At 66.4% G+C, this 4,960-nt stretch carries 5 protein-coding genes; 4 read left to right on the top strand and 1 reads right to left on the bottom strand.

Annotation, left to right across the window (positions count from 1 at the left end):
- The coding region (locus ACCC94_RS27750; protein ID WP_413352806.1) for a uroporphyrinogen-III C-methyltransferase at window positions 1-986 on the top strand (986 nt) is incomplete at its 5' end.
- A complete protein-coding gene (locus ACCC94_RS27745) occupies window positions 983-2,215 on the top strand; it encodes a heme biosynthesis HemY N-terminal domain-containing protein (RefSeq protein WP_413352805.1) in 1,233 nt (410 codons plus the stop codon). The genes ACCC94_RS27750 and ACCC94_RS27745, both read left to right, overlap by 4 nt.
- 52 nt (window positions 2,216-2,267) lie before the next feature.
- Here the strand turns inward: ACCC94_RS27745 and ACCC94_RS27740 are convergent, their stop codons facing one another.
- Window positions 2,268-3,353: a PQQ-dependent sugar dehydrogenase gene (locus tag ACCC94_RS27740; RefSeq protein WP_413352804.1), complete on the bottom strand. Its 1,086-nt coding sequence runs from the start codon at window positions 3,351-3,353 to the stop codon at window positions 2,268-2,270.
- A gap of 116 nt (window positions 3,354-3,469) precedes the next feature.
- Here ACCC94_RS27740 and ACCC94_RS27735 point away from each other — a divergent pair, with 116 nt between their 5' ends.
- Entirely contained in the window at window positions 3,470-3,955 is a 486-nt protein-coding gene (locus ACCC94_RS27735) for a disulfide bond formation protein B (RefSeq protein ID WP_138213202.1), read from the top strand.
- A 257-nt stretch (window positions 3,956-4,212) separates the two neighbouring features.
- Window positions 4,213-4,680: a sigma D regulator gene (gene rsd, locus ACCC94_RS27730; protein ID WP_413352803.1), complete on the top strand. Its 468-nt coding sequence runs from the start codon at window positions 4,213-4,215 to the stop codon at window positions 4,678-4,680.
- Window positions 4,681-4,960 lie beyond the last annotated feature (280 nt).

Genomic DNA, 4,960 nt, shown 5'->3' with positions numbered 1-4,960 from the left:
CCGCAGGCGGCTGGGGCGTCTGGCAGGTCCAGCAGCTCAAGGGCGCCGAGCAGCAACGCGCCGCGCAGCTGGAAGACGCCCGCGCGCAGGCGCAGGCCGTCCAGGGCGCCAACGCGGCGCTGAACAAACGCCTGGATAGCCTGCCCAACCCCGATGAGCTCGAAGCCCGTCGCCGCCTGGTGGTGGAGTTGCAGGGTGATCAGCAGCAGCTGGCCAAGCAGGTCAAGCAGGTGCTGGGGCAGAGCCGCCAGCAGTGGCGCCTGGCCGAATCCGAACACCTGCTGCGCCTGGCAGCGCTGCGTCTCTCCGCGCTGCAGGATATCGACAGCGCCACCGAGCTGGTCCAGGGCGCGGACGACATCCTTCGTGTGAACAACGATCCGGGCGCCTTTGCCGCGCGCGCGCAACTGGCCAAGAGCCTCGAAGCGCTGCGTGCGCTGCCGCGTCCGGACCGCACCGGGCTGTTCCTGCAACTGGGCGCGCTGCGCGACCAGGCGGCCCAGCTGCAACCGCTGAATCCCGCCTTCAAACCCTCCGACGCCGGCGCCGGTCCGAAGACCGCCTGGAGCGACGGCAACGATCGCTGGAGCGAGTGGTGGGATCGTGTCTCGCAGTACGTGCGCATCGACTTCAACGCAGGCCAGGACATCCGCCCGCTGCTCTCCGGGCAGCAGCTGGATCGCGTTCGCCTCGCCCTGAGCCTCGCCCTGGAACAGGCGCAATGGGCCACGCTGAATGGCAAGCAGGACGTCTACGAGCAGGCCTTGAAGCAGGCCAAACAGATCATCGGCGACTTCTTCAACGCCGACCTCGCCGACAGCCGCGCTCTGCTTGCGCGCCTGGATGAACTCGGTGGCCAGGCCGTCACCGTGCAGACGCCGGACCTCGGCCCGGCCCTGAGCTCGCTGCAGGCCTACCTGTCGCGCCGCGAAAACGCGGTGCAGCAGCAGGAGGCGGTGGCGCCGGCCGCGGGGACCCAGCCATGAGCCGTGTCTATGTGCTGATCCTTGCCGTGGTCCTGGCGGCCACCCTGGTCGGGCTGGCCATCGCGGAACAGGCCGGCTACGTGCTGATCGCCTACAAGAGCTTCCGCTACGAATCGAGCCTTTGGACCTTCCTCGCGCTGCTGGCGCTGCTCTGGGTGATCTATCTCGCCGTGCGCCTGGTGCTGCGCCTGCTGGGCGTGTCGGGCCGCGTGGTGAATCCCTGGTCGCGCTTCAACCGTCGCCGTCGCTCGCAGCTGGCCGAGGAGCACGGTCAGCGCGACCTCGCCGAAGGCCACTGGGCGCAGGCGCTGCGTCACCTGCGCCGCGCTGCCGAGTTGAGTGATCGCCCGCTGCCGCATTACCTGGGCGCCGCCCGTGCGGCCAACGAGCTGGGCAAGACCGAGGAATGCGACGAGCTGCTCGATCGTGCCCAGCAGCGCGAACCGGGCGCCGAACTCGCCGTGGGCCTGACCCGTGCACAGCTGCTGATCAACCGTGGCGACTTCACCCGTGCCCGCGTGGTGCTGGACAAGCTGCACCAGGATCACCCGCGTCATCCGACCGTGCTACGGCTGCTCCAGCAGCTCTACGTCAGTCTCCACGAATGGCAGGCGCTGTGCGTGCTGCTACCCGAGCTGCGCAAGGAGCGCGTGCTGCAGAACGCCGAGCTGGCGGATCTGGAGCGCCGCACCTGGATGGCCGCGCTGGGCGAGGCGGGCGAGCAGGGTATCGGCCAGGGCGAAAGCAGCCTGCAGCCGCTGACCCAGCGTTGGCAGAACGTGCCTTCCAACCTTCGCGCCCAGCCTCCGCTGGTAGCCGCTTATGCCGAGCAGCTGCTGCGCCTGGGTGCACCGGAAGAGGCCGAGGATGTGCTGCGCAAGGCGCTCAAGGAGGGCTATGACAGCCGCCTGGTGCATCTCTATGGCCGCGCCCGTGGCCGCGATGCAGCGCATCAGTTGAAGACTGCCGAAGGCTGGCTCAAGCAGCATGGCGAAGATCCCGAGCTGCTGCTCACCCTCGGTCGCCTGAGCCTGCAGAACAAACTGTGGGGCAAGGCGCGCGAGTATCTGGAAGCCAGCCTGGGCCGCCAGCGCAGCGCCGAAACCTGTGCCGAGCTGGCGCGCCTGCTGGCGCAGCTGGGCGAGGTGGAACGCAGCAACCAGCTGTTCCAGGAAGGCCTTGGGCTGCTCGCTCCGCCGGTCTCGCTAGCGGTCGCCGTGCGGGCCTGACCCGCGTCGATGATGGAAGTGAAAACGGCTCCCGCGGGCGCCGTTTTCCTTGTCAGGGTTTGCCATAGCTGATGCGATAGATGGCTCCATTCTGGTCATCGCTGACCAGCAGCGAGCCGTCCGGCGCCACCAGCACGTCTGCCGGCCTCCCGTGAACCGCGCCGTCCTTGTCGAGCCAGCCTTGGGCGAACACACTCTGGCGCTTCAGCGTCCCATCCTCGTTGAGCTCAACGCGCTTTACCCGGTAGCCGATCTTCTGTGTGCGATTCCACGATCCATGTTCGGCGATGAACAGGTTGTTGCGGTACTCGGCGGGGAACTGCTCGCCCGTGTAGAAGCGCAGCCCCAGCGCGGCCACGTGCGGGCCCAGCTTGGCGACTGGCGGGGTGAAGGCGGAGCAAGGTTTCTTGCCTTCCTCTGGGTCGGCGATATCGCCCTGGTGACAGTCGGGATAACCGAAGTCCTCGCCCACCCTGCTGACCTTGTTCAGCTCGTCATCGGGCTTGTCGTCGCCGAGCAGGTCGCGCCCGTTGTCGGTGAACCACAGCTGCCCGTTCTGCGGATGCCAGGTGAAGCCGACCGTATTGCGGATGCCGTAGGCGACCACTTCCCGCTCGCCGCCATCTGCGTTCATGCGCTGCAGGTTGGCGTACTGCTCGCGGTCCGGGCGGCAGATATTGCAGGGGGCGCCGACCGGTACGTAGAGCTTGTCGTCCGGGCCGAAGGCAATGAACTTCCAGCCATGCGCGGTTTCCTTCGGAAACTGCGTCGGCAGTTCCTCCGCCTTGGGTGGAGCATCGAGGTGGGCCTCGATGTCGCGCAGCACGACGATGCGGTTGATCGACGAGACATACAGGTCGCCCTTGTGGAAGGTGACGCCCACGGGCATCTGCAGGCCATCGGCGAGCGCCGTGACCTGTCCGTCCGGCTTCACCGCATAGACCTTGTCGCTGGAGCGGCTGCCCACGAACAGCGTGCCCTTGTCGCCCCAGGCCATGGCGCGCGCGCCTGGAACCTGGTCGGTGAGCAGGCTGATATGGAAACCTTCGGGGAGTCGGATCTGGCTGAGATCGGGGGCGGCATTGGCAGGCGCTGCTGTCAGGGAAAGCAGCGAGCAAAGCAGGAAATGACGACGCATGGCAGGAATTCCCGGATGAGTGCCACGGCCAGTCTAGACACTCGCCTTGAACTGATCGCCGTGTTTCCTCTACCGTAGCGGCCTTTCGTGCAACAGCGCTTTTCAGCGGAGCCGCCATGAACCTGGCCAGCCCTCGTTCCCTGTTCTTCCTTGCCTTCCTCGCCTGCGTCGCCCTGCTCGGCACCGGCTTCTACCTGCAGTACGTGGTCGGGCTGGAACCCTGCCCGCTGTGCATCCTGCAGCGCATCTTCTTCGCCGGCTGCGGCCTGTTCTCGCTGATCGCTGCGCTGCACGGTCGTGCGCCGCGCGTGTACTCGGTGCTGATCCTGCTCAGCGCCCTGGGCGGCGCCGGCACTGCAGGTCGCCAGCTCTGGCTGCAGACCCTGCCGCCGGACCAGCTGCCGTCCTGCCTGCCGCCGCTGGATTTCATGCTCGAGAGCATGCCCTACACGCAGATCCTCTACACCATGTTCCACGGTTCGGCCGATTGTGCCGAGGTCACCTGGACGCTACTGGGCATGAGCATTGCGGAGTGGAGCCTGCTGGCCTTCATCGGCTTCGCCCTGTTCGCCATCGTGCAGTTCTTCCGCCGCCGCGGCTGAGCGTCGCATCTCAATTCGCCATGGCCTCTGCCGCATCGGCGCAGGCCAGAGGCGTCGCGGTCTATCGATTAAACGCTCGTATGAATTTTCCCGCTGCGGGTGTCTTGAAGGCAGTAACGGGCGGGCATACTCTGGTTTTCCACTCCGTCGGAAAGCCGCCGCCGAACAAGCTTCACACATCGCGGACGTCGAGAATCGACAGAATATTGTCCCGGGGCGGACCTAGCCGGGACGGCGAAAAGGGAAGTGAGGACAACATGCTCGAGAGCTGCCGTAATGCCCAGGAACGTTGGGGAGGCGTACACCAGCTGATCGACCGCTGGTTGCGGGATCGACATGAATTGGTCCGGGCATTCGATTCCCTGGACGGTGTCCAGGCGCCGAAGACCAACGCCGATAATCTCCAGAACTTCTGCCAGCTCCTGCTCGACTACGTGTCGGCGGGCCACTTCGAAGTCTACGAACAGCTGATGAACGAGGCCCAGGCCTTCGGCGATACGCGCGGCCTGGAACTGGCCAAGCAGATCTACCCGCGGCTGGAAACCATCACCGCCAATGCGCTGAACTTCAACGACCGCTGCGACAACGGCGACTGCCGCGAAGGCACCTGCCTGACCAGCGAGCTGAAGAACCTGCGGCAGCAACTGCACGAACGCTTCGAACTGGAAGACTGCCTGATCGAAGTGCTGCACAACGCCCACGAGCAGAAAGCCGTTACGGCCTGAGCGAAGGGATACCCGACAACGGCGCGAGCGCTTCATGCGATCGCGCCGTTTTTGTTTCTGGATTGAGTCCGTGCCGTCCATGCCTATCGCGGACGGAGTCCGCTCCTGCCCAAGGTTCAATCCCCGCGTAGGAGCAACTGTCTTTCTCTGAAGGTCCGTGCTCGGAGTTTCCCTCTCCCCCCCCCCCCCCCCCCGAGGGGGGGGGGGGGGGGGGGGGGGGGGGGCGCGCCCCCGGGTTTAAGGGAGGGGGGCCACCCGGGGCGGCGGGGTGGGGTCCCCC

The organism is Pseudomonas sp. Pseusp97 (assembly GCF_047304025.1).
Classification (GTDB): Bacteria; Pseudomonadota; Gammaproteobacteria; order Pseudomonadales; family Pseudomonadaceae; genus Pseudomonas.
The sequence above is the reverse complement of the archived record's forward strand: the minus strand, read 5'-3'. Positions and strand labels throughout refer to the sequence as shown.

Coding starts and splice junctions, on each gene's coding strand:
- rsd (WP_413352803.1), top strand. CDS start 4,213: ATGCTCGAGAGCTGCCGTAATGCCCAGGAACGTTGGGGAGGCGTACAC.
- ACCC94_RS27745 (WP_413352805.1), top strand. CDS start 983: ATGAGCCGTGTCTATGTGCTGATCCTTGCCGTGGTCCTGGCGGCCACC.
- ACCC94_RS27740 (WP_413352804.1), bottom strand. CDS start 3,353: ATGCGTCGTCATTTCCTGCTTTGCTCGCTGCTTTCCCTGACAGCAGCG.
- ACCC94_RS27735 (WP_138213202.1), top strand. CDS start 3,470: ATGAACCTGGCCAGCCCTCGTTCCCTGTTCTTCCTTGCCTTCCTCGCC.